Below are 22,765 nucleotides of genomic sequence, written 5' to 3'. Positions count from 1 at the left end.
ATACCCCGTACACTTTTAGACAAATATCAATGATCAATACCGCAGCCCTGTTCAGCACCGCCTTCCTGCCCGGCCAGGCCGGCTTCGACACCGATACGATCACGGGCCTGGCCGAATGGCGGCTCGATACCCCCATGCTGTTCAAGCTGCTCATCGGCGCTGGCACGCAAGCCGTCGCCTGGCCCATCTACGGCGATGGCGAGGACTGCCCCTGCGTACTGGCCGCGCCGATGGCGCAGGCGCAGGCCAGCTGGCAAGCCTTGTCCGCCCTGATGGACAGGCCGCGCGACGCGGCCGCCATCGTCGCGCGCGCCGGCATCAGCGCCCTGCTGGCGGGGGGCCAGGCGTGGCTGATCCTCGATTGCGTGCAGCTGATCCCGCACGATATCGACACGCCGCAATACGCGGCCGGGCTCGAAACCCTGCGCGCCGAGGCGCAAGCCCTGCACTCTGCCCTGCAGCGCGGCGACAAGGAAGCGCTGGCGCCCCTGCTGGCCGCCGGCGCCGCATCGCCCGCCACCGGCTACTGGTCGGCCACGGCCGATGCGCAGCTGGCCGATGTCGAGGAACTGGATGCGAACGCGCTGCCGTTCCTGCAAGGCCTGGAAGTGCGGGAATGGGTGGAAGACGCGCTGTGCTACGCGGTAGCTGCGGCGGGGCAGCCGGACATTCTGGGCCTCGTCACGCCGTACGGCCGCTGGATCGCGCCGCTGTCGCCGGGCCTCGTTCACCTGGACGCCAGCGACGCGGACGATGGCTGGATCACCTTTGCCACGGCGGACAAGCCCGACGCGCACGGCGTCATGGACCTGAACGGCACGGTGGTGCTGGCGCCCGCGCCCGGCGCCCTGTACGTGATCAGCCCCCACCTGGCGCAGCAGATCGCACCGGACGGCGCCAGCCGCTTGCTGCGCCTGCCCGACGGCACGCTGCTCATCGACAGGGTCGACAACATTGGCGAGCGCGAAGACGGCTATATCGACATCGAGCGCCAGACGGGCGATGATGAACGCAATGTCTGCGGCGTGATCGACAAGATGGGCAAGGTCGTGGTGCCGCCCGCCTACAGCTCCGTGCAGGATTTCGGCACCAAGAAAAAGATTGCCATCGTCAGCCAGCGCATCGATGGCCGCTTCCTGTTCGGCCTGGTCGATAGCCAGGGCGAGCTGCTGGCGCCCTGCCAGTACGAAGCCATCGATTGCGCCACGACGTCGTCGCCGCCCAGGCTGCGCAAGAACCTGATCTTCGCCATCGATGCGCAAGGGCTGGCCTGCATGCTGACCCTGGACGGCAAGCAGGCGTTTGTGCCTTTGTATCCGCCCGCCCACCATCTGCGCGGCGTGGCCGTGCAAAGCGACTTTTTATATGTCGTCAAGGATGGCATGGCCTGGAGCATGGATTTCACGGGCCAGCTGCTGGAACAGTTCGACACCGTGGAAAACTTCAAGGCGGCCATCACGGCCCAATTGAGCGAGGCCATGGGCCTGGGCAGGAAAAAACCCGTCCGGCGCCGCAGCTTTACGCCCGCGCAAATCCTGGCCAAGGCCGACCGCGCGCAGTTGCGCGCCATGGCCGCCCTGTTCTTGCAAGGCGACGCGGATCTGGCCGCGCGCTGCGTGGACATCACGCTCGACGAGCTGGCGGAGGACGACCCGGAAGAAGAATACGAAGGAGACACGCCCGCAGCGGCCTGTTTCTTCCTGCTGTGGTCCACGGCCGCCCACACGCTGGGCCACGGCACCACCCTGGACTGGAAAGCCGTCGATGAAGTGCCGCGCCTGGTCCAGCATATCGGCCTGCCCGCGCTGCGCGATTTTTCCTGGGCGGAGCGCGAGGATGGCGACGCGATGGCCGAGGGCCTGGCCGCCATCGCCGCCCACCTGGCGCCGCATCAGCTGCGCCTGATCAACATGCACGGCGGCGAAGACACGTATTATCTGGGTGTGGTGCGGGCGCAGGATGCGGCCGCGTTCAAGGCTGCGGCGCTGCTGGCGGCCTTGCGGCCCGTGGTGTATTAAGACCGCTCAGTTAAGACCGCTCAATTGCATTTGACGGCGCCGAAATGCTGCGCCAAAGTCAGGCCCAGTCCCTGCTCCACGGCGTTTTCCACCTGCGCCGCCAGGGCTGCCGCTTCTTCGGCCGCCTGGATATCGCGTTCATTGGTGGAACCGGCCGGATAGCCGGAGTTCACGCGCATGCCGCCGAAGACAAACAGCCGGTAGACGTCGGCCAGGCTGATGCGGTTGACATTGCCCAGCAAGACCCAGTGGTCGGAACTGTCGGCCACGCGCTTGCCCCACTGGACCCGCACGGCGCCCTCCACGTTGACTCGTCCCACCCAGCCCTGCTGCACCATCTTGTCGAGCAGGGTTTCCATTTCCTCGAAGCCCAGGCGCGTGCTGCGGCGGATCTCGGCCGCGCCCACCAGGGCCGAATCACCGCAGTGGCAAGCCTGGTGCAGCACTTTCAAGATGGCGACGGCGTCGACGAATTCGCTGCCCGGCGCCGCCTCGTACCACCAGCGCTCGTATTTCACGACGGGCAAGGCGGCCACCAGCAAGGCGCCCACGAGGGTGATCATCCAGCTCAGGTAAATCCACACGAGGAACAGCGGCAAGGCGGCCAGTGCGCCGTAGATGCGCGAATAGGTGGGGAATTCCTGGATGAATTCGCCGAAGCCCCGCTTGGCCACTTCGAACGCCAGCGCCGCCAGCAAGCCGCCCCAGGCCGCGTCGCGCCAATCCACGTCGCGGTTCGGCACGGCAATGTACAGCAAGGTAAACGCCAGCATGGTCAGGCCGATCGACACCAGCGTATAAAACACGGCGCCGAGGAAGGGCACGGCGCCCACCACCCCGCTGGTGGCCATGAAGAGGCGCGACGTCACCGTCAGCGACACGCCCACCAGCAGCGGCCCCAGGGTGACGATGGCCCAGTAGACAAGCAAGCGCTTGGTCCAGCGGCGTTCCTGGCGCACGCGCCAGATGCGGTTGAAGACGCGCTCGATCAAACCCATCATGCCCACCGACGTGACGATCAGGGCGCCCGCGCCGATGGCCGACAGGCGCGTGGCCTTCGAGGCGAACGTGGTCAGATAATCGAGGATGGTGTTCGATATGCCCTTGGGCATCACGCTTTGCACGAAATAATCTTCCAGCGCATGGCGGAAGGTATTGAATAGCGGGAAAGTGGTGAAGATCGCCAGGGCCAGGGTCAGCAGCGGCACCAGCGCAAACACGGTGGCGAACGTCAGGCTGCCGGCCACCTGCGGCAAGCTTTCCTCGCGCACGCGGCGGCGCGCGAATTGCAGCAGGTCGCGCGTTTCGGACCAGGTCAGGCCGCGCACGGCGGCCAACCCGATGCTTAGGGCGCGCCACAGGTATTGAAAGAACGGGAATATATATTTTGAAAACATGTGCAAAATCAGAACGGCGCCATGACAGCAGTCGTATCAGGCTGTAAAGCGCCCTATAATACCAATGATGAAGCCAACCAATCTGATTATTCTCGTATTGTTTTATTCACGCCATGGCGCCACGCGCCAGTTGGCCGAGTTGATAGCCCAGGGAGTGGAAAGCGTGCCCGGTTGCGACGCCCGCCTGCGCACCGTGCCCGCCGTCTCCACCGTCACCGAAGCGACGGCGCCCGAAGTGCCCCTTGACGGCGCGCCCTACGTGGAACTGGAAGACTTGCAGGAGTGCGCGGGCCTGGCCCTGGGCTCGCCCACGCGCTTCGGCAACATGGCCGCCGCCATGAAGTACTTCTGGGACGGCACGGCCAGCGACTGGCTGGCCGGCAGCCTGTCCGGCAAGCCCGCCTGCGTGTTCACGTCCACGGGCAGCCTGCACGGCGGCCAGGAATCGACCCTGCTGTCGATGATGATCCCCCTCTTCCACCACGGCATGCTGGTCATGGGCTTGCCCTACACGCATCCGGAACTGATGACGACGTCCACGGGCGGCTCGCCGTATGGCGCCACGCACTGGTCTGGCATAGACGGCGACAAGGCATTGAGCGACGATGAAAAGCGCCTGGCCATCGCCCTGGGCCGGCGCCTGGCGGAAAACGCCGCAAAACTGGCGGGCGCGTGATGCACGGCGCACTGCACAAATATTTTCACTGGGGCGCCATCGCCAGCCTCGTCACCCTGATCGTCTGGTGCGTACTGTGGGAAACCATCGTCGCGCCGCTGCAGCCGGGCGGCTCCTGGGTCGTCCTGAAGGCGGCGCCCCTGCTCATACCCCTGTATGGCGTCATCAAGCGCGACGTCTACACCCTGCAATGGTCGTCGATGGTCATCCTGCTGTATTTCACGGAAGGCGTGGTGCGCGGCTACAGCGACACGAACCCCGTCTCGGCCCGGATGGCCTGGGGCGAAGCGGCCATCGTCTGCATCTATTTTGCCTGCGCCGTGCTGTATCTGCGCCCATATAAAAAGGCGGCCAAGCGCATGGCCAGGGAATTGCTGGAAAAAGTGACTAAAGTGAGCATCAAGAAATGAACGACAATCCCATGACTGACCAAGCCGACTTCCTCGCCGCCTGCCGCGACCTGCTGGGCGACGCCTACGTCCTCACCCTGGACGCCGACACGGCGCCCTTCCTCACCGACTGGCGCGACCGTTTCACGGGCAAGGCTCTGGCCGTGCTGCGCCCCGCCACCGTGGAACAAGTGGCAGCAATCCTGCGCGCCTGCGCGCAATGGCGCGTCCCCGTCGTGCCGCAAGGCGGCAACACGGGCCTGGTCCTGGGCAGCATCCCGGACGCCGCCGGCACGGCCATCGTGCTGTCGCTGGCGCGCCTGAACGGCATCCGCGCGCTCGATCCCGTCAACCGCACCATCACGGTGGACGCGGGCTGCATCCTGCAAACCATCCAGGAAGCAGCCAGCGCCGCCGGTTGCCTGTTTCCCCTGTCGCTGGCGGCCGAAGGCAGTTGCACCATCGGCGGCAACCTGGCGACGAATGCGGGCGGCACGGCCGTGCTGCGCTACGGCAACACGCGCGAGCTGTGCCTGGGCCTGGAAGTGGTCACGCCGCAGGGCGAGATCTGGAGCGGCTTGCGCGGCTTGCGCAAGGACAATACGGGTTACGATTTGCGCGACCTGTACATCGGCGCCGAAGGCACCCTGGGAATTATCACCGGCGCGGTCATGAAGTTGTACCCGCAGCCGAAAGCCTGCATCACGGCGCTGGCCGCCATGCCCTCGCCCTCCCACGCACTGCGCCTGCTCTCGCTGATGCAGGACCATTGCGGCGCCAGCCTGACGGGTTTCGAGCTGATGTCGCAGTACTGTTTGCAGCTGGTGGCGGAGCAATTCCCGCAGCTGCCGCGCCCTTTCGCCGACGCGCACGGCCAATATGTGCTGCTCGAATTGTCCAGCAGCCAGTCCGAGGCGCACGCCGTGGAATTGCTGGAAGCGAGCATCGGTGCGGCCCTGGAAGTCGAATTGATCGAAGACGCCGTCGTCGCCAGTTCCGTGGCGCAGTCCGAGGGACTGTGGCAGCTGCGCGAACACATCCCGCTGGCGCAGGCGCAGGCGGGCAAGAACATCAAGCACGACATCTCGCTGCCGATTTCCCGCATCGCCGATTTCATCGCCATCACAGATGCGGCCCTGGAATCAGCCTTCCCCGGTTGCCAGCTCGTGTGCTTCGGCCACCTGGGCGACGGCAACCTGCATTACAACGTGGCGCCGCCAGCCGGCATGACGGACCAGGATTTCCTCGCCAACCAGGATGCGATCAACCGCATCGTGCATGACCAGGTGCACGCTTTTGGGGGCTCGATTTCGGCCGAACACGGCATCGGCGCGCTGAAAAAGGCGGATCTCGCCCACTACAAGTCGCCGCTGGAATTGCAGCTGATGCGCGCCGTGAAGCAGGCGCTGGATCCGCAGAACATCATGAATCCGGGGAAGATATTGTGAAGCCGTCGTCCCTCCTGCTATGCGCCATGGCCTTGCTGACCGGTTCCGCCAGTGCGCAGGACGTCTACAAGTGCGTGAAGGATGGCCAGAGCAGCTATAGCGCCACGCCATGCACGGCCGGCCAGCTGCAAATCCTGGAAATCCCCGCGCCGCCGCCCGCCGTCGACAAGGGCGCCGCCACGCGCCAGGAACGGGTGGCCAGCCAGATGGAAGCGGCGCGCAAGAAGCAGGAGCAGCTGGAAGACCAGGCGCGCGAACGGGGCGCCAGGCAGCAGGAAGTCCACGAGAAGCACTGCGCGCAGCTGCGCCTGGAACAGAAATGGGCGGCGCAGGACGCCGTCGGCGCGGGCGACAGGAACCGCGATGCGGCGCAATTGAAAGCACGGCGCGCCGGCGAACGCCTGGCCGTCGAATGCCTGCATTGAGTGCGCCGGCAGCCGATCCTGCGGGCACGCGCCTGCTGTCGCGCTGGCTGCTGCTGGGCGAATGGCGCGCGCATCCCGTGCGCGCCCTCGTCGCCATCCTGGCCATCGCCATCGGCGTATCGCTGGGATTTGCCATCCACCTGATCAACGCGGCTGCCTTCAATGAATTTTCCACGGCCGTCAAAAGCCTGTCCGGCCAGGCCGACGTGCAGGTGGCGGGGCGCGAAGCGCTGTTCGACGAAGCCATCTACCCATGGCTGGCACAGCGCGACGGCGTGGCCGTCGCTTCGCCCGTGCTGGAACTGCAGGCCACGGTGGCGGGCAAGAAGGACGGCGGCCCGCTGCACATCCTGGCGCTCGACGTCTTCCGCGCCGGCTTCATCTCGCCCGACCTGATCGGCGCACCGGCCGAAGGCCAGCCTTTCGACACCCTGGCCGACGACGCCGTCTTTTTATCGCCGGCCGCCTTGCGCTGGCTCAATGTAGCCCAAGGCGGCCAAGTCGCGCTGCAATCGGGCACGGGCACGGTGCCGCTGCGCGTGGCCGGTTCGCTGCAGCGCGCGCGCGCCGGCCAGCGCATCGCCGTGATGGATATCGGCGCGGCCCAATGGCGCTTCAACAAGCTGGGCAAGCTGTCGCGCATCGACTTGAAACTGCGCCAGGGCGTCAACCGCGACGCCTTCCAGGCCGAGTTGGCGCGGGCGCTGGAAGCGCAATATCCGGGGCGTTTCCAGGTGGGCCAGCCGAATGACGAAAACCAGAATAGCCGCAACAATAACCTCAGCCGCGCCTACCGGGTCAACCTGACGGTGCTGGCCCTCGTCGCCCTGTTTACGGGGGCGTTCCTCGTGTTTTCCACGCAGGCGCTGTCCGTCATCCGCCGCCGCGGCCAGTTCGCGCTGCTGCGCGTGCTGGGCATGGAACGGGGCCGGCTGCTGCGCCAGGTGCTGCTGGAAGGCGCCAGCCTCGGCATCGTCGGCGCCGGTCTGGGCATCGCGGGCGGCTACGCCATGGCGGCCGTGGCCCTGCGCTTCTTCGGCGGCGACCTGGGCGCCGGCTATTTCGCGGGCGTGCAGCCGCAGGTGCAGTTCACGCCCGTCGCCGCCTTCGTCTACTTTATCCTCGGCCTCGGCGTCGCCTTGCTGGGCTGCGCCGCGCCCGCGCTGGAAGCGGCGCGCGCGGCGCCCGCCATCGCCCTGAAATCGGGTAGCGAGGAAGTCGTGACGACGCGCCTGGCGAAAACCTGGCCCGCGCTGGTCTGCCTGCTGCTGGCCGGCGCCCTGACCTTCCTGCCGCCCGTGTTCGAGCTGCCCCTGTTCGGCTATCTGTCCATCGCACTGCTGCTGATCGGCGCCATCGCCCTGATGCCGCAACTGGCCGCCGTCGTCTTCCGTTTCCTGCAGCGCGCCTGGCTGCGCACGGAGACCAGCCAGCATGCGCCCGTGCGCAGCCTGACCCTGGCCCGCCTGGCGCACGCCTCGGGCCAGGCGGGCATCGCCCTCGGCGGCGTGCTGTCGAGTTTTAGCCTGATGGTGGCGATGGCCATCATGGTGTCGAGTTTCCGCGTTTCCGTCGACGACTGGCTGCTGCAGATCTTGCCGGCCGACGTGTATGCGCGCACGGCCGCTAGCGGCGGCACGGCGGGTTTGAACCCGCGCGAACAGGCCAGCATCACCGCCCTGCCCGAGGTGGCCAGGGTGGATTTCCAGCGCCTGCGCTCGCTGTCGCTGGCGCCCGACCGTCCGAATGTGGTGCTGCTGGCGCGCCCGATCCTGCTGTCCGATCCGGGCAAGAGCATGGTGCTGGTGGGTGAAACCTTACCCGTGCCGGTGGGGGTAAAACCCGTGTGGCTGTCGGAGGCGGCGGCCGACCTGTACAACGTCAAACCGGGCCAGCAGATAGCCCTGCCGCTGGCAGGCGGCTTGCACAAGTTCTTCATCGCCGGCATCTGGCGCGACTATGCGCGCTCTTCCGGCGCCATCCAGATGCCGCTGGACGACTACCGCGCGCTGACGGGCGACCTCGATGTCAGCGACGCCGCCCTGTGGCTGGCCAAGGACGCCACGGGCGACGCGCTGCAACAGCGCCTGAAAGCGCTGCCGTTCGGCGCCAGCCTGGAAGTGTCGAATCCGTCGGCCATCCGCGCCCTGAGCCTGCAGATTTTCGACCGCAGCTTCGCCGTCACGTATCTGCTGGAAGCCATCGCCATCGTCATCGGCCTGTTCGGCGTGGCCGCCACGTTTTCCGCGCAAACCCTGGCGCGCGCCCGCGAATTCGGCATGCTGCGCCACGTGGGCGTGACGCGCGGGCAGATTTTGTCCATCCTGGCGCTCGAAGGAGGCGCGCTGACGGCGCTGGGCATCGCCACCGGTTTCATCCTGGGCCTGTTGATCAGCTTTGTGCTCGTCTTCATCGTCAATCCGCAATCGTTCCACTGGACCATGCAGCTGCACTTGCCGTGGCCATTGATCGCCACCGTGGCCGGCGCCCTGCTGACGGCGGCCGCCGCCACGGCGCTGATCGCGGGCAGACAAGCCTTGTCCGCTGGCCCCATCCGCGCCGTCAGGGAGGACTGGTAATGCGCCGTGTTTTCATCTTGTCATTGGCGCTGGCGCTACCTGCGCTGGCCGCGCCGCCCGCCTTTGCCCCCGTCACGCCGCTGCCGGCCGGCCAAACCCTGCGCCTGCCGCACGACTTCGGCGCCCACCCCGCGTATAAAACGGAATGGTGGTACGCCACGGGATGGGTCAAAACGGCCGGCGGCGAGCAGCTGGGCTACCAGGTGACCTTCTTTCGCAGCGCCACGGCCACCGATACGGATAACCCCAGCGCGTTTGCGCCGAAACAGCTGATCATCGGCCATGCGGCCCTGTCCGATCCCAAGGTCGGCAAGCTGCTGCACGACGAGAAAAGCGCGCGCGAGGGTTTCGGCCTGGCCTACGCCAAGGTGGGCGACACGGACGTGAAACTCGACGACTGGCGCATGCAGCGGCAAACGGATGGCAGCTACCGGGTCAGCCTGGCCGCGCGCGAATTCAACCTGCAGCTGACCCTCGCGCCCACCCAGCCCGTGCTGCTGCAAGGCGTTGGCGGCTACTCGCGCAAGGGCGCCCGGCTCGCGCAATCGAGTTACTACTACAGCAAGCCGCAGCTGCGCACGACGGGCACCATCGCGCGCGCGGGCGGCAAGCCGGAAGCCGTGACGGGCGCCACCTGGCTCGATCACGAGTGGTCCAGCCAGGTGCTCGATGCGGACGCCAGCGGCTGGAACTGGATAGGTGCCAACCTCGACGACGGCGGCGCCCTGATGGCCTTCCAGATCCGCAGCAAGACAGGTGCTAAACTATGGGCGCACGCGACATGGCGCGACGCGTCCGGTAAGATGACGCAGTTCGCGCCCGGCGACGTCGATTTCACACCCACGCAGCTGTGGCGCTCGCCCCGCACGCAGGCCGAATACCCGGTCGCCACCGAGATCCGCACGGGCGCGACGCGCTGGCAGATCAAGCCGCTGCAAGCGGACCAGGAACTCGATTCGCGCCGCTCGACGGGCGCCGTGTACTGGGAAGGCGCCGTGACGGTGGAGCGCGACGGCCAGCCCGTGGGCCGCGCCTACCTGGAAATGACGGGCTACGTCCAGCCGATGAAGTTGTAAGCACTACCGAATATGTAAATCAAAGCGAAAAACAATGACAACCAGCACAGAAACAGGCAGTACCAGTACAGCAAGCACCGCATCGACTCCCGACACCGGCACCAGCCGCGAACTGAAAAAAGGCAGCCTGGCCGCCTTCAAGGGCTTGATGCCCTTTTTGACGCCGTACCGCAAGCAGTTCTTCCTGGCCGGTATCGCGCTGGTGGTGGCCGCCGCCTCCACCCTGGCCATTCCCGCCGCCTTCAAGCAGATGATCGACCTCGGTTTCGGCGGCGCGGCCGGCTCGAAGAGCATCCAGCACGTCGACCTGGTCTTCCTCGCCCTGTTCGGCGTGGCGTCCATCCTGGCGCTGGCCACGGCCGCGCGCTTTTACACGGTGTCGTGGCTGGGCGAGCGCGTCACGGCCGATATCCGCAGCGCCGTGTACCGCCACGTCGTCACGCAAAGCCCCGAATTCTTTGAAACCACGCAGACGGGCGAAGTCCTGTCGCGCATCACCACCGACACGACCCTGATACAGGCCGTCGTCGGCACCAGCATCTCGATGGCGCTGCGCAATGTGCTGCTGTTCCTGGGCGGCCTGGTGATGCTGTTCGTCACCAGCGCCAAGCTGGCGGGCATCATCATCGGCCTCTTGATCCTCGTCGTCGTGCCCATCATCGTGTTTGGCCGCAAGGTGCGCAAGCTGTCGCGCGACTCGCAGGACCGCATCGCCGACGCGTCGGCCATGGCCGGCGAAATCCTCAACGCCATGCCCACCGTGCAAGCGTTCACGCACGAGAAAATCGAATCGAAACGCTTCGGCGACTCCGTCGAAGGCGCCTTCATGACGGCCATGCGCCGCATCCGCGCCCGCGCCCTCTTGACCATGATCGCCATCCTGCTGGTGTTCGGCACCATCGTCTTCGTGCTGTGGCTGGGCGCGCGCGCCGTGCTGGAAGGCTCGATGACGGGCGGCGACCTGGGCCAGTTCATCCTGTACGCCTCCATCGTGGCCGGCGCCATCGGCGCCCTGTCCGAAGTCATGGGCGAAGCGCAGCGCGCCGCCGGCGCCACCGAGCGCCTGCTGGAACTGATGGCCGTCAAATCGGAAATCGCCTCGCCGGCCACGCCGCTGCCGCTGCCCGCGCGCGCCGCCACCGGCGCCGCCTTGACATTGGACAATGTCATGTTCTCCTACCCGTCGCGCCCGGACACCCACGCGCTGGACCACGTCAGCCTCGACATCCGCGCCGGCGAAACGGTGGCCGTCGTCGGCCCTTCCGGCGCCGGCAAGACCACCCTGTTCCAGCTGTTCCTGCGCTTCTATGACCCGCAAAGCGGCAGCATCCGCCTCGATGGCGTCGATATCAAGCAGCTGGACTTGCACACCCTGCGCGACGCCATCGGCATCGTGCCGCAGGATACCGTGATTTTCTCGGCCGATGCCATGGAAAACATCCGCTACGGCCGCGCCGGCGCCAGCGACGAGGAAGTGATCGCGGCCGCGAAGATGGCGGCCGCCCACGAATTCATCGAGCGCCTGCCGAACGGCTACAAATCCTTCCTCGGCGAACGGGGCGTGCGCCTGTCCGGCGGCCAGCGCCAGCGCATCGCCATCGCCCGCGCCCTGCTGAAAAACCCGCCGCTGCTGCTGCTCGATGAAGCCACCAGCGCGCTGGACGCGGAATCGGAACGCCTGGTGCAAAAGGCGCTGGAAGCGGCCATGGTAGGCCGCACCACGGTCATCATCGCCCACCGCCTGGCCACCGTGCAGCGCGCCGACCGCATCATCGTCATGGAAGACGGCAAGATCGTCGAGACGGGCACGCATGCGTCGCTGGTCGCAATGAAAGGCATCTATGCGAACCTTGCCGCACTGCAATTTCACAACGTACAGATCAACTAAGCAAAAACAGCCATGAACGCACTTTTCCACGCCAACCTGGGCATCACCGATTTCTGGACCTTTTTATTGGGGACCATCTTCATCGTCATCCTGCCCGGCCCCAATTCCATGTATGTGCTGTCGGTCGCCGCGCAGCGCGGCGTGCGTCCCGCCTACCAGGGCGCCTTCGGTATCTTCGCCGGCGACCTGATACTGATGGTGCTGTCGGCCTGCGGCGTGGCCTCGCTGCTCAAGGCCAGCCCGGCCCTGTTCTACGTGGTGAAATACATCGGCGCGGCCTACCTGGGCTGGATCGGCCTGCAGATGCTGATCGGATGCTGGCGCAAGCTGCGCGCACCAAGCGCTGCCGAAGGCGAAGCGGCGGCCGTCCCTGCCCCCGCCAAGGAAAGCGACCCGTTCCGCAAGGCCCTGATCATCAGCCTGATGAACCCGAAGGCCATTTTGTTCTTCATTTCCTTCTTCATCCAGTTCGTCGACCCGGCCTTCCCGAATCCCGTGCTGTCCTTCATCGGCCTGGGCCTGATCTGCCAGGTGATCAGCTTTACCTACCTGACGGCCATCATTTTTGTCGGCGCGCGACTGGCCGAGACCTTCCGCCGCCGTCGCCGCCTGTCGGCAGGCATGGGCGGCGGCGTGGGCGCCATGTTCATCGGCTTTGGCGCGAAACTGGCCACGGCCACCCTGTAAGGGAGAATCGCCGTGACCGAACTCGAACTGCGCCAGCGCTGCCACACCGTCCTGCCGGGCCACCGCCAGCCCGCCCCAAGCGCCACCTTCGCCGCCATGGCCGCCTGGTGCGACGCCAACGATGTGGCGCACGATACCTATGGCGAAGGCGCGCTGATCGAACAGTTCGAGAACAAGATTGCCAGCCTGCTCGGTTTCGAGGCGGCCGTGTTCTGCATCACGGGCACCATGACGCAGGTCACGGCCCTGCGCCTGGCGTGCCAGGACCGGGGCTCGCGCCTGGTGGCGCTGCATCCCACCTCGCACATCCTGCGCCACGAGCGGGGCAACCATGAATTGCTCGATCACTTCAAGGGTTTAATGATCGGCGACCCGCACCGTCCGTGGACGGTGGACGACTTGCGCGCCGTGCCCGATCATCTGGGCGCCGCGCAGCTGGAACTGCCGATGCGCGAAATCGGCGGCCAGTGCCCTTCCAGGGAAGACTTGAGCCAGATCAAACAGCACTGCCGCGAGCACAATATTCACCTGCACATGGATGGCGCGCGCCTGTGGGAAGCGCAAGCGGGTTTCGGCCAGTCCCTGCCCGCCATCTGCGACGGATTCGATTCCGTGTATGTGTCGCTGTACAAAGGCATCGGCGGCCTCGGTGGCGCCATGCTGGCCGGCAGCCGGCCGTTCGTCGAACGGGCGCGCGAATGGTTCCGCCGCCAGGGCGGCAATATCGTGCACCGCACGCCCTGGGTGGTGGCCGCCGCCATGCAGTTCGACGCGCGCCTCGCCGCCATGCCGCGGTATTTTGCGCGCACGCAGTGGCTGTACGCGCTGCTGCGCGACTTCCCGGCCATTGCCGTCAACCCCGCCAGTCCGCAAGCGAACATGCTGCACCTGCACTTGCCCGTCTCGCGCGAACGGGCCATCGCCATCCGCAACCAGGTGGCCGCCGACCACGGCATCTGGCTGTTCAGCCGCGCCAGCCACGCAGCCCTCCCCGGATACAGCGTGGTGGAATGGTATGTGGGAGACCAGTTGCTGGAACTGCCGGACGACAGCGTGCGGCTGGCCTTGACCCTGCTGGACCAGGCCATGCGCGCCAGGGATTAATTGACAATCGTGACACCCAAAAAAAAAGCGCCCGAAGGCGCTTTTTTTCTTTCATGGCGGCCGGGTTGGCCGCCACTACCTGCTTAGAACTTGTAGTTATAAGCGAGACCGATCAACTGCATGCGGGTCTTGAACAGGCCCTTGGTGGTTTCACCGTTGCCGGTGCACGCGGCCGTAATTGGCGACACCGGAGTGCAGCCGTTCTTGTAGTTCAGCGGCGCATCCTTGAAGTCGATATAGCTGTAGGCCAGGTCGATCGAGGAATTGGCGTTCAGCTTCCAGTTCGCGCCGATCGAGTACTGCATGCGGTCGCTGTCCGGCAAGGCCGGGTGGCGCAGTTCCGCGCTGCGGACCGGGGCCTGGTCGTGCGCGATACCGGCGCGCAACATCAGGCTCTCGCTGTACTTGTAGTTGGTACCCAGCGAGACACGGTAAGTATCTTTCCAGTTCTGGCGAATGCGCTCGGCGCCTTCGGGCGTCGGCGGGAACTGGATGTCCAGGTTCTGCAGGCGCGAAGTGCGGGTCCAGGTGACGTCGCCCATCAAGGCCCAGCGATCATCCATCTGGTGGAAGGCGTTGACCGACAGGGTTTCCGGCGTGCGCAGTTCGACCAGCGCCTCGGAATTGACCTTCCGCGATGCCTTGGCGATGAAGGCGTTCACGGCCGGGTTGCTTGTCACTTGCGAGAAATCCCAGATCGTGCTGCCCTTGAGCTTGTGCGAAATCGACGAGCGGTAGGAAATACCGAAACGCGTGCCTTCATTCATCTGGTACAGATAACCGAGGTTGAAGCCGAAGCCCCAGTCGTGGCCATCCATTGAGGCATGACCATCCTTGGCGCCCTGCAACGCCAGTCCCGCTGCAAGCTTGGCAGCCTGACCTTGCGTACTGCCGATGTAATTCAGGAAAGCCTCCGATGCTGCTGGCGCCTTGTCGTGCAAGTAAGCAACCGAACCGGGCACGTCCACGCCCTGGCCCAGTTCCGCCTTCATGTATTCGGCCGTGATACCGAAACCGAACGAGTGGTGCTGGTCCAGCTTGAATGCCACGGAGGGGTTGAGGGCGATGGCTTCGAGCTTGATGTTGGTGATCGCATAGCGGCCGTACCAGTCCTTGCCATAGTCGAGCTTGGCGCCATAGGGCACGAACAGACCGGCGCCGACAGTCCACTGGTCATTGATTTTCTTGCTGGCGTACAAAGCAGGGGCGACTACCGCATCCGGAGCGTAATCCTTGGTGGCGGCGAATGGGGCGCGGTTGACGGATGGATAAAACGCCTTCGAATTCGCATCCTGGTAGGTCGAATGCGGCACGACGATGGTGCCGCCGCCAACGAACTGCGTGCCTTCCAGGCGCGACAGGCCGGCCGGGTTGTAGAAAATGGTCGATGCGTCGGCCGCTTCGGCGCCGCTGGCATCGGCCGTGCCCTGGGCGGAAACGCTTTGCGAGCCGAAACGATAGCCCGATGCTTGTGCGGTGGAGGAAATGCCGGCGAATGCGGCAACGATCAGGAGGGGCAGATATTTATGTTTCAAGTTGGTCTCTCTTTATTATATGAAATTGTCTTCGGCACACTATCGCGGGCATATCCAGCTGCCCCGTCTTGCACTTTTCTTGCCGCCGTGAACTCCAATTCACTGACGGCATGAGCGAAGCATATAATATTTTTTAGAAAAAAGCGAACGTTCGCTCTTTTTATGAAACGGCGTTGTTTTTCCTGCGCATACGACCTTCTACAGTGCCAATGCAGGGGCTGGAAGCGGTATCAGAAAGCGCTGATGCATCAGCGACAGCATCTGTTCCGCCGGCACGGGACGCGAGATGAAATAGCCCTGTACTTCATTGCATTGCAGGGTGCGCAGGATGTCGAGCTGCTCGCGCGTCTCCACCCCTTCGGCCACCACGCTCATGCCCAGCGCATGCGCCATCGACAGGATGGCGCGCACGAACACTTCGCCCTGCTCCGAGCGGCCCAGTTCCATGGTGAAGGCGCGGTCGATCTTCAAGCCATCCATGGCGAACTTCTGCAGCTGCGACAGCGAGGAATAGCCGGTGCCAAAATCGTCGACCAGCAGGCGCACGCCCAGCGCGCGGATGGCGGACAACTGCTCCACGGCGCGGTTCTGTTCATCCATCATGGCCGATTCCGTGATTTCCACCTCGATCAGGCGCGCATCGATGCGGTGACGCGTCAGCGCAGACGCCAGCACCTGGTGCACGTCGCCGCGGCCGAACTGGCGCGCCGAGACGTTGATGGAGACTGGCACCAGTTCCAGTCCGCTGGCTTGCCAGCGCGCCATCTGCAGGCACACCTTTTCGATGACGACTTCGCCCAGCTGGGAAATCAGGCCGCTGCTCTCGGCCACGGGGATGAATTCCAGCGGCGGCACCATGCCGTGCTGCGGATGGTGCCAGCGCACCAGCGCCTCCATGCTGCACAGCTGCCCGCTCATGGCGTCGACCCTCGGCTGGTAGACGACGAGGAACTGATCCTGCTCCAGCGCCGCCACCAGGCTTTGCTCCAGTTCGCGCCGGTTGCGGATGGTTTCGAACAATTCCGGCTGGAAGAAGCGGTGATGGCCCTTGCCCGCCACTTTCACGGCATACATGGCGATGTCGGCGTTCTTCAGCAGCACTTCCGTCTCGGCCCCATCGCGCGGATACAGGCTGATGCCGATCGAGGCGCCCATCTTGTGGCGTTCGCTGCCCAGGTAAAACGGCTCGTCGAAGGCGATGGCGATGCGCTGCGCCACCTGCTCGGCGCGGCTGTCGTCCTCCACCGGGTCGAGCACGACGACGAATTCGTCGCCGCCCAGGCGCACCACGTGGTCGCCCGGCCGCAGCACGGCCTTCAAGCGCAAGGAGGCGGCGCGCAGCACCTTGTCGCCCTCCGCGTGGCCCTGCGTGTCGTTGATATCCTTGAAGCCGTCCAGGTCGATGAACAGCAGCGCCAGCATGTGCCGCGCGATGGCGGCGCGGCCCAGGGCGCCGGGCAGGAATTGCTGCAGCCAGTAGCGGTTGGGCAAGCCCGTCAAGCCGTCTTCATTGGCCAGGCGGCGCAAGTCGCGCTCGTGCTCCTTGGCCGTGCTGATGTCTTGCAGGGTGACGGCCAGGCGGTCGCCGCTGCGCACCAGGCGCCGGCGTATCCAGCGCAGCTTGAAGGGGTTGCCTTCCGGCAACTCGATCTCTTCCTCGGAAAAGCCGGAGACCATGGCGGCCCGGTAATTATGGATCAAGTCGCGGAAACACGGCTCGTGGGCGCGCGACTGCAGGCGCATGCCCAGCAACTGTTCGCGGCGCACGCCAAAGTAGCCGGCGCCCGGCTCGTTGCAGTCGACGATCTCGAAGTCGAGGATGCTGCCATCCGCGCCGCGCAGGGCGGCGATGATATAAAAGCCGTCGCTCGTGCCTTCGGTGGCCATGCGGTAGGCGTTGCGCACGCCTTCGGACTGGTGGTGGCGCCACGCCAGGCGCAGCGACAGCACGGTGGCGACGGCGGCAAAGGCCAGCAGCAGCACGGTGACGGCCAGGGCGATGCCGAGATAAATCGTGCGCGTTTCCTCGTAGGGATGCAGCATTTCACCGTCCGACAGTCCGACCACGGCCGTAAACGGATAGGCTTTCAGCGCCTGCCAGCCCACATAGCGATTTTGCTTGTCGGAAAAAGCTATCCTGCCGCCCGAATGCAGGGCGCCGCTCTCCGTTTCCAGGAAGCTGGTGTCGAGAAACGGCGTGCCCTGGCCGCTCGGGGTCGGCAGCACGCGCGAACCCAGGCGCGTGCTGAACAGCTCGCCCTCTTCGCCCACCATGGCCGACATGCCGAACTTGCCAAAATTGACACTATTATAGAATTCGGAAAAATAACTGGAATGGATGGAAATCAGCAGCACGCCGTCGAAGTTGCCATCCTCGTCTTCCAGCCGGCGCGTGAAATGCACGAGGCTTTCGCCGGCGCCCGGCGCTGACGGGGCGGCCTCGCTGGCCCTCCCCAGCGCGATGCGCAGCGCGCTGGAATTGCTGCGCCAGTGGCGCAACAGGAAATCGCTGCGCTCGTTGACGCGCAAACGCTGCAGCGGCGCCGTGGCCGTCACGGGATGGCCCTTGCGGTCGAGGATGGCGACGATGGCAAATTGCGGCAAGGCATACATGCCCTGCGTTTTCAATTGATCGAGGCGCAGCTGGCCGCGCGAGTTTTCCCATTCATACTTGAGCTGCAAGGTCAGCTGGTCCATCTGCTCCAGGGTGCGCAGCAGGTACTGGCCATATGCTTTCGACAAGGAAGACACGCTGTCGAGCGCCTGCTGCTGCGCCACCTTCTTTTCCGCTTCCAGCTGCAGCAAGGTGGCCGTCCACAATACCGCGCACAGGATCAGGCCCAGCAAGGGCCAGGCCAGGATCAGGCGCAGGTTAGCCTTGAGAAAATCGGCCCTGCTCATCTCCACCACGGCGGCGTTATTATTATTTACAAATTGTCGCAAGAACATGGTGCAGCATCTGCCGTTTCTATGTATTTCTTCAAGGACACACAAATTACCACAGAGTCATGTTTGCAGGTAAGACGGCAGCGTAATTATGTGCGTGGGCCGCGGCCCGCCTGTCGCGCCTGCGTTACAATCACCATCCTTACCGTTGGAGAAATACATGCAGCAATATCAAGATTTGATCAAGACCGTGCTCGAAACGGGCAGCTGGCAAGACAACCGCACGGGCATCCGCACCCTGAGCGTGCCGGGCGCCATGATGCGTTTCGACTTGGCCAACGGCAACTTCCCTGCCGTGACAACCAAGAAACTGGCTTTCAAATCCGTGATCGGCGAATTGTGCGCCTTCCTGCGCGCCTCGCGCAACGCGGCCGAATTCCGCGCCCTGGGCTGCAAGGTATGGGACCAGAACGCCAATGAAAACGCGCAATGGCTGGCCAACCCCTACCGCGAAGGCGAGGATGACCTGGGCCCCGTGTACGGCGTGCAATGGCGCCAATGGCCCGCATATAAGCTGCTCGACGCCGACCAGCCCGCACAGATCGCCGATGCGCAAGCGAACGGCTTTACCTTGGTCGCCCCCATCGTCGAGAACGGCGTGCAAAAAGTGCTGCTGTACAAGGCCGTCGACCAGTTGCGCGAGTGCCTGGACACCATCATGAGCAACCCGGGCAGCCGGCGCATCCTGTTCCACGGCTGGAACCCGGCCGTGCTGGACGCCGTCGCCCTGCCCGCCTGCCATTTGCTGTACCAGTTCATCCCAAACGCCAGCACGCGCGAAATTTCGCTGTGTTTATATGTACGCAGCAACGATATCGGCCTGGGCACGCCGTTCAACATCGCCGAAGGCGCCGCCCTGCTGCACCTGGTGGCGCGCCTGACGGGCTACACGCCGCGCTGGTTCACCTACTTCATCGGCGACGCGCACATCTATGAAAACCACCTCGACATGGTGGAAGAACAATTGAAGCGCACGCCGTTCCCGGCGCCCCGTTTCGTCATTTCCGAGCGCGTGCCCGACTACGCGAAGACGGGCAAGTACGAGCCGGAATGGCTGGAAAAGATCGAGCCGTCGGATTTCTCGCTGGAAGGCTATGAACACCATGCGCCCATCAAGGCGGCGATGGCCGTCTGATGGCGGTCACACCGCTGGCAGCCCTGCACCGCAAGCTGTTTGACGAAACGGATGGCAGCAAGTTCGCCAGGCTGAAAGAGCGGCTGCTGAAAAAGCATGCCGCGCACGACAGGCTGGCCGTGCTCGACATCCTGACGGCGTATGCGCGCGATGGACAACTGCTGCACTGGCGCACCTTTTTGATGACGGATATCGTGCATCTGGTGGAAGGCAGTCAACATGCGGCCTTTTTCGCCTGGGCACTGGAGCAGCCCGCACTGGCGTACTGGGGCGTCGATGGCTTGCTGAAAAGTATAGGCGTGGACGCGTATGCGCCCCTGGTGGCGCTGGCAGCGTCCGGCGCCACCAGGCTGGAAGTGCGCGCCAAGGCGATCAAGAGCCTGGCCGTGTTCAGCCGCCAGCCGTTTGACCAGGACTTGCCGTCCGATCCCGGCCACTGGAAGGCAGAGCAGCTGCGACTAAGCGCCGTGCTGGACTGGCAAGCGGACGGCTACCCTGACGGTGCAGGCTACAAGGCGCCCGCCAAGCATGAGACGCTGGCCAAGCCGCGGTCGCGCCTGCAAGTAGCAGCCGCCTTCCTGGAGCGGAAACTGGCGCTGCGGCGCCAGCGCGAGCAAGACCTTGCGCAACCGTCGAACTGGCTGACCATGGCCAGCGCCAAGGACATGGCCGAAATCGACGCGCAATGGGTCTTGCCGGAAATCTACCGCCATTTCCTGCAATTCTATTCGCCGCTGCGCGTGCATGTCGACGGCAAGCGCTTCCCGCAGGGCCTGCATCTGTACGGCGCGGCGGAGCTGGTGGAGGCCCAGCACGGCTACGCCGTCCATGCCGTGCATAATCACAACATCGCGAGCTGGCAGTCGAAGCTCGTGGTGATTGCCGATGCGGGCGGCGACCCGTACTGCGTACACCTGGAAGAAAGAAGCATCGACGGTGACTTGCCCGTGTACCGCGCCAGACATGGCGCAGGCGAATGGCGCTTCGAGCTCCATATGGACGATTTCATCGACTTCCTGCACGAAATCGCTTGGGCGGCCTAGCCTGCTTCGCCGCCCGGGCCGGGACCGGGACCGCCTGGCCCCCGTCCGCCCGGCGGACCGAAGCGCGGCTCCCGTTCGCCCTCCTTGGCCGCCGACGTGGCGCCGCCCAGGCGGTACGACAAGCCCACATAAATCATGCGCCCGTCAAAGCGGCGCGTGCTCGTTTCGCGCAGCGAGGCGCTGTTGATGACGGTTTCCATCTTGTTGCTGCTGAACACATCGGTCACATTCATGACCAGGCTCAATTGCGGTGTCACGGTGTGGCGTAAACTGAGGTTCAGCGTGTTGTTCGGCGAGCGGTAGCCCTGTCCCGACAACATCTTGCCCTGCATTTGCAGGGCCAGTTGCAGCTGGTTATCCGCATTGATCTGGTAATTGAGGCGCGCGCGACCGCTCAGTGCGTTGGCCGTGCGCGTGCTGCGGTTGCCCAGGTCGTCGGAACTCGTCTGCTGGCTGCGCGCCAGGTTGCCGCTCGTGTTCAGGGTCAGGGATGGCGTCAGCTTGCCGCTGACGCTGAATTCCAGGCCGCTCGAATGGCTGCCTTCGCCGTTTTCCCGCGTCGTCAGCAGCACATTGTCGCTGATAAAATAGCGATAATCGACGATGGCGTCCGTGTCGCGGCGGTGGTAGGCGCGCAAGCTGCTTTCCAGGCCCGCGATCTTCGTTTCATAGCCGATTTCGAAGGAATCCGTCTGCGTGGGCTTCAGCTTGGGATTGCCGGCCGACACATTGAACTCGTCACGGTACACCACGTAGGGGTTCAAATCGCCCGCATTCGGGCGGCGGATGCGGTGCGCGTAGCTGAAGCGCAAATTGCTCTCGTCGCTGACCTTATAGGTGGCGAACAGGCTGGGAATATAGTTGACGTAATTGTTGCCAGCCTCAACGCCACCGGTGATCTGGCGCACGTTCAAGTCCGTGTATTCGGCGCGCAAGCCGGCCAGCGCGCCCCAGCGTTCGCTCAAGCGCATCTGGTAAGAGCCGTACAGCGCGATGGTGCGCTCGTCGAGCTCGAAACGGTTGCTGCGCATGGGATTGACGGTCTCGGCCAGGCTGGCCGGATTGATGTCCGTATATAAAGTGTCGAAGCTGCTCTTGTTATCGGCCACCTTGTAGCCCAGCTTGGCCGTGCCGCCCGCCAGCGGACGCTCGTAGTCGCCGCTGAAGTCGACGATGCGGTTGCCCGTCTCGCTATGCTGGCGTGCGCGGCTGTCAAACGCGTTGACGGGGGCGATCGCATAGGCATTCGCGTAATCGCTGTCGCTCTCGTTAGTGGACGACGACACGCGCAAGTCGATTTTCAGGGTTTCGCCAGGCAACTCGCCCTTGTGGTCGTAGCGCCCGCCCCAGCTGTAGTTGCGGCTGTCGCCGTTGCGCACGGTGCTGCGCACATAGTCGCCGATGGTGCTGCCCGTGCTGTCGCCGTTGATGTAACGGTCCAGCGAGCGCTGGTCGTTGCTGCGCCCGTTGTACGACACGCTGGCGGCCAGGGTGTCATTCGCGTTCAGGTTGTAATTGACGGTGCCGTGCAAGCCCAGCGAATCGTTCAAGCCATTGTTGGTGGAGCTCTGGCTGCTGGGGGCAAAGGCGCCCGTGCCGCGGTCCAGACGCTCGCGGCTGACCTCGCCCACGGAATTGCGGCCGTCATGGCGCACGTTGATGCCGCCCTGGTAGCCCCACGGCCCTTCATTGTATGTGCCGGAGACGGAGCTGTTGTAGCGCCCGGCGATGCCCGCATTCGCGTTGACGGTGGCAAAGCCGCCCGGCTTGCGGTTGCGCCGCATCACCAGGTTCAGGATCGGGCCGCCACCGGCTTCGTTGCCGAACTGGGCGCCGGGATTGTTGATCACTTCCACGGATTCGATATCGTCGGCCGCCATGGCGTTCAACGTGGCGCCGCGTGAATCGCCCTGCAGCATGGCCGACGGTTTGCCATCGATCAATATCTGCACATTGCTGCTGCCGCGCAAGGACACCGAACCATCGGGGTCGACGGCCACCGAAGGCACATTGTTCAAGGCATCGGCCGCCGTGCCGTTGGTGCTGCCCACGTCGGACTTGACGTCGTAGACTTGCCGGTCGATGCGGCCCGTGGGGCGTTCGGCCGTCACGCTGACGGTAGCGGGAGCATCGGCGGCGGGCGCCTTGGCCGGTGCGGGCTTGACGACGGTATCGCCGGTGACGGTTTGCGCCTGGACAGCGGCGCCGGACACGAGCAGGCTACCGCCCGCCAGACAGTGAAAGAGAATTTTATGCATTTGCTTAAAAAATAATCGAGACGCTACGGATGAGGCACTACGCCGCAGCGTGAGAGCACATTCTCAAAGCATGCCACGATTGCAAGGAGCAAAGCAAATGCGAACCATTGTTATTTACTTCAATTTACAAATCTCTCGCACTTGTGGTCGCATAGCCTCAT

16 protein-coding genes are annotated in these 22,765 nt (G+C 64.6%); 12 read left to right on the top strand and 4 right to left on the bottom strand.

All coding sequences use genetic code 11. The features are described from left to right. Positions 1-29 precede the first annotated feature (29 nt). Entirely contained in the window at positions 30-2,018 is a 1,989-nt protein-coding gene (locus O3298_RS10230) for a WG repeat-containing protein (RefSeq protein WP_305059211.1), read from the top strand. Between the two features lie 20 nt (positions 2,019-2,038). Here O3298_RS10230 and O3298_RS10225 read toward each other — a convergent pair whose 3' ends face one another. Further along, on the bottom strand, positions 2,039-3,415 hold the full coding sequence (locus O3298_RS10225; protein ID WP_289904780.1) for a YihY family inner membrane protein: 1,377 nt from the start codon (positions 3,413-3,415) through the stop codon (positions 2,039-2,041). Positions 3,416-3,482: 67 nt separating this feature from the next. Here O3298_RS10225 and wrbA point away from each other — a divergent pair, with 67 nt between their 5' ends. The 9 genes from wrbA to O3298_RS10180 are packed head-to-tail and all read left to right on the top strand — an operon-like array spanning position 3,483 to position 13,687. Further along, the gene (gene wrbA / locus O3298_RS10220; RefSeq protein WP_099668485.1) at positions 3,483-4,091 is read left to right on the top strand and encodes an NAD(P)H:quinone oxidoreductase; all 609 of its coding nucleotides are present in this window, start codon (positions 3,483-3,485) and stop codon (positions 4,089-4,091) included. Further along, positions 4,091-4,501: a DUF2069 domain-containing protein gene (locus O3298_RS10215; RefSeq protein WP_289914475.1), complete on the top strand. Its 411-nt coding sequence runs from the start codon at positions 4,091-4,093 to the stop codon at positions 4,499-4,501. Before wrbA ends, O3298_RS10215 begins: the two co-directional genes overlap by 1 nt. A gap of 11 nt (positions 4,502-4,512) precedes the next feature. Further along, positions 4,513-5,928 (top strand): FAD-binding oxidoreductase, encoded by a 1,416-nt coding sequence (locus O3298_RS10210; protein WP_305059210.1) that lies wholly within the window; start codon positions 4,513-4,515, stop codon positions 5,926-5,928. After that, positions 5,925-6,353 (top strand): DUF4124 domain-containing protein, encoded by a 429-nt coding sequence (locus O3298_RS10205; RefSeq protein WP_305059209.1) that lies wholly within the window; start codon positions 5,925-5,927, stop codon positions 6,351-6,353. Before O3298_RS10210 ends, O3298_RS10205 begins: the two co-directional genes overlap by 4 nt. Continuing rightward, positions 6,341-8,932: an FtsX-like permease family protein gene (locus O3298_RS10200; RefSeq protein WP_305059208.1), complete on the top strand. Its 2,592-nt coding sequence runs from the start codon at positions 6,341-6,343 to the stop codon at positions 8,930-8,932. The genes O3298_RS10205 and O3298_RS10200 overlap by 13 nt, the downstream gene beginning before the upstream one ends. Further along, positions 8,932-10,008 (top strand): carotenoid 1,2-hydratase, encoded by a 1,077-nt coding sequence (locus O3298_RS10195; RefSeq protein ID WP_289914471.1) that lies wholly within the window; start codon positions 8,932-8,934, stop codon positions 10,006-10,008. Before O3298_RS10200 ends, O3298_RS10195 begins: the two co-directional genes overlap by 1 nt. Positions 10,009-10,042: 34 nt before the next feature. After that, on the top strand, positions 10,043-11,896 hold the full coding sequence (locus O3298_RS10190) for an ABC transporter transmembrane domain-containing protein (RefSeq protein ID WP_251348417.1): 1,854 nt from the start codon (positions 10,043-10,045) through the stop codon (positions 11,894-11,896). Positions 11,897-11,908: 12 nt separating this feature from the next. Next, positions 11,909-12,583, top strand: a complete 675-nt coding sequence (gene leuE, locus O3298_RS10185) for a leucine efflux protein LeuE (protein WP_305059207.1) — start codon at positions 11,909-11,911, stop codon at positions 12,581-12,583. 12 nt (positions 12,584-12,595) lie between these two features. After that, a complete protein-coding gene (locus O3298_RS10180; protein WP_305059206.1) occupies positions 12,596-13,687 on the top strand; it encodes a low specificity L-threonine aldolase in 1,092 nt (363 codons plus the stop codon). A gap of 83 nt (positions 13,688-13,770) precedes the next feature. Here O3298_RS10180 and O3298_RS10175 read toward each other — a convergent pair whose 3' ends face one another. Together O3298_RS10175 and O3298_RS10170 are read right to left on the bottom strand one after the other, a co-directional pair. Beyond that, positions 13,771-15,222: an OmpP1/FadL family transporter gene (locus O3298_RS10175; protein ID WP_305059205.1), complete on the bottom strand. Its 1,452-nt coding sequence runs from the start codon at positions 15,220-15,222 to the stop codon at positions 13,771-13,773. A 198-nt stretch (positions 15,223-15,420) separates the two neighbouring features. Beyond that, positions 15,421-18,171 carry an EAL domain-containing protein gene (locus tag O3298_RS10170; protein WP_305059204.1) on the bottom strand — a complete coding sequence of 917 codons (2,751 nt, stop codon included), beginning with the start codon at positions 18,169-18,171 and terminating at the stop codon, positions 15,421-15,423. Positions 18,172-18,328: 157 nt separating this feature from the next. Between O3298_RS10170 and O3298_RS10165 the strand changes: the two genes are divergently transcribed. Together O3298_RS10165 and O3298_RS10160 are read left to right on the top strand one after the other, a co-directional pair. Further along, positions 18,329-19,303, top strand: coding sequence for a thymidylate synthase (locus O3298_RS10165; protein WP_305059203.1), 975 nt, complete (start codon positions 18,329-18,331; stop codon positions 19,301-19,303). After that, a complete protein-coding gene (locus O3298_RS10160) occupies positions 19,303-20,346 on the top strand; it encodes an SMI1/KNR4 family protein (protein WP_305059202.1) in 1,044 nt (347 codons plus the stop codon). Before O3298_RS10165 ends, O3298_RS10160 begins: the two co-directional genes overlap by 1 nt. On the opposite strand, the gene O3298_RS10155 is transcribed toward O3298_RS10160, so the two are convergent. Further along, positions 20,343-22,604 (bottom strand): outer membrane beta-barrel family protein, encoded by a 2,262-nt coding sequence (locus O3298_RS10155; protein WP_305059201.1) that lies wholly within the window; start codon positions 22,602-22,604, stop codon positions 20,343-20,345. The genes O3298_RS10160 and O3298_RS10155 overlap by 4 nt on opposite strands. Positions 22,605-22,765 lie beyond the last annotated feature (161 nt).

It is taken from the genome of Janthinobacterium sp. SUN137 (assembly GCF_030587265.1).
Classification (GTDB): Bacteria; Pseudomonadota; Gammaproteobacteria; order Burkholderiales; family Burkholderiaceae_D; genus Janthinobacterium; species Janthinobacterium kumbetense.
Note: the sequence above shows the minus strand (reverse complement) of the source record. Positions and strands in the feature narration are given on the sequence as shown.

Excerpts from the sequence above, each read along its gene's own strand:
- wrbA (WP_099668485.1), top strand. The coding sequence starts at position 3,483 with ATGAAGCCAACCAATCTGATTATTCTCGTATTGTTTTATTCACGCCAT.
- O3298_RS10230 (WP_305059211.1), top strand. The coding sequence starts at position 30 with ATGATCAATACCGCAGCCCTGTTCAGCACCGCCTTCCTGCCCGGCCAG.
- O3298_RS10225 (WP_289904780.1), bottom strand. The coding sequence starts at position 3,415 with ATGTTTTCAAAATATATATTCCCGTTCTTTCAATACCTGTGGCGCGCC.
- leuE (WP_305059207.1), top strand. The coding sequence starts at position 11,909 with ATGAACGCACTTTTCCACGCCAACCTGGGCATCACCGATTTCTGGACC.
- O3298_RS10200 (WP_305059208.1), top strand. The coding sequence starts at position 6,341 with ATGCCTGCATTGAGTGCGCCGGCAGCCGATCCTGCGGGCACGCGCCTG.
- O3298_RS10210 (WP_305059210.1), top strand. The coding sequence starts at position 4,513 with ATGACTGACCAAGCCGACTTCCTCGCCGCCTGCCGCGACCTGCTGGGC.
- O3298_RS10215 (WP_289914475.1), top strand. The coding sequence starts at position 4,091 with ATGCACGGCGCACTGCACAAATATTTTCACTGGGGCGCCATCGCCAGC.
- O3298_RS10195 (WP_289914471.1), top strand. The coding sequence starts at position 8,932 with ATGCGCCGTGTTTTCATCTTGTCATTGGCGCTGGCGCTACCTGCGCTG.
- O3298_RS10190 (WP_251348417.1), top strand. The coding sequence starts at position 10,043 with ATGACAACCAGCACAGAAACAGGCAGTACCAGTACAGCAAGCACCGCA.
- O3298_RS10155 (WP_305059201.1), bottom strand. The coding sequence starts at position 22,604 with ATGCATAAAATTCTCTTTCACTGTCTGGCGGGCGGTAGCCTGCTCGTG.
- O3298_RS10160 (WP_305059202.1), top strand. The coding sequence starts at position 19,303 with ATGGCGGTCACACCGCTGGCAGCCCTGCACCGCAAGCTGTTTGACGAA.
- O3298_RS10170 (WP_305059204.1), bottom strand. The coding sequence starts at position 18,171 with ATGTTCTTGCGACAATTTGTAAATAATAATAACGCCGCCGTGGTGGAG.
- O3298_RS10165 (WP_305059203.1), top strand. The coding sequence starts at position 18,329 with ATGCAGCAATATCAAGATTTGATCAAGACCGTGCTCGAAACGGGCAGC.